This window comes from Mesorhizobium carmichaelinearum, assembly GCF_900199455.1.
In the GTDB taxonomy this organism is placed as follows: Bacteria; Pseudomonadota; Alphaproteobacteria; order Rhizobiales; family Rhizobiaceae; genus Mesorhizobium; species Mesorhizobium carmichaelinearum.
Map to the genome: position 1 here is coordinate 1 of NZ_FZQR01000112.1, position 1,360 is coordinate 1,360.

The 1,360-nt window shown below is 56.1% G+C and carries 2 protein-coding genes; both read right to left on the reverse strand.

Going from position 1 to position 1,360, the window contains the following annotated elements:
- Positions 1 to 767 (reverse strand): IS5 family transposase gene (locus CKW40_RS42200; protein ID WP_095205380.1). Its coding sequence is split into 2 segments (ribosomal slippage): positions 1 to 443 and positions 443 to 767, totalling 768 coding nucleotides; the frame shifts between segments, so codons are not numbered across the junction.
- A 71-nt stretch (positions 768 to 838) separates the two neighbouring features.
- Positions 839 to 1,243: a DUF5071 domain-containing protein gene (locus tag CKW40_RS42205; RefSeq protein WP_095205381.1), complete on the reverse strand. Its 405-nt coding sequence runs from the start codon at positions 1,241 to 1,243 to the stop codon at positions 839 to 841.
- Between the last annotated feature and the right edge of the window lie 117 nt (positions 1,244 to 1,360).

A 1,360-nucleotide genomic window follows, 5' to 3' on the forward strand; every position in this document is an offset into this window, starting at 1 on the left:
CTAGGACGTAGACTCATTACCGCGTAGCCAGATGCGGATTGTAACGAGCTTGAGGGCGGCAAGATAGTTCTCAGCCAGCTTGTCGTAGCGGGTGGCAATACGGCGGAACTGCTTGGCCTTATTGAAGAAGCGCTCGACGAGGTTGCGCGCCTTGTAGAGGAAGGGACTGAAGCAGATCGGGTCCTTGCGGTTGGCCTTGGGCGGGATGTTGGCCCATGCCTTTCGCTCGGTGACGACAGTGCGCAAGGCGTTGGCATCATAGCCCTTGTCGGCGAGTAGCATGGCACCCTCGGGCAAATCCGTGATCAAGTCCGCTGCGGAGGCGATGTCACTCATCTGACCTGCCGTGAGCATCAGCTTGATCGGCCTGCCTTTGGCGTCCACAAGAGCATGGATTTTGGTTGTCAGCCCGCCTCGGGATCGACCCAGACAATGATCTCGACCCCCCTTTTTGCCGTCGCGCCCTGCTGGTGGACGCGAACGATTGAGGTATCGATCATCTGAACCTCGCCGTCATGGGCTTTGGTAATGTTGGCCATGAGGCGGTCCCACACACCTGCTTTCCGCCATCGGACAAAGCGATTGTAGCAGGTGGTGCGTGGGCCGTATCGCTCTGGCAGATCGCGCCATGGCGCACCGGATCGCAGTACCCAGAAGATGCCGTTGAGCACCCGCCGGTCGTCAACACGCGGCACGCCTCGCGGCTTGTTGGGCAACTGTGGCTTGATCACACGCCATTCGAAGTCGGTAAGGTCATATTGGCTCATGTCGAGCCTGAATCAGATTCCGCCGATATATGAAAGTGTCAGTCGGAAAAACGACCTGTTGCGGACATAAATCATGGCCAATGGTCGCGTTCGAAATGAAGCAAGACTTCACTCGCTTCAATATCGATGCCCTCTCGTTTGTCATCTTCGTCTGGGTGATCCGCTAGTTGCCGCAGATCCTCTTCCAAGCCACCGAGAACGTCGATCGGCAATCTCCGTATGAGCAGAGTTATGCAGTGATACTTTTGAGCTCCATCGGTTCCTTTAAGGATCCGCGAAATCGGATCAATCAGCGGTGTCCCCAAGGTAACGAGGAAATCAGCGAGAGGTCTAGCTACCGGCCAATTGCTATCGGCCGTCCAATCCAACAGTTCGTCCAGTATTGGCGCGATCGCGGGATAGCCCGCTTTGATAATGAAAGGGATGGAATCGACATCGTGCTTGCTCCGCGGCAGTAGCCTCTGTGCATCGATCATCGGAGACCACTCACGGCGCATCCATCCTTGCGCCCTTTTTTGAGCACCCGAAGATTGATGTCAACGTCCGCTTCCACCACCATCTCGATCATTCCGCATTATGAGTTCACGGCCTAG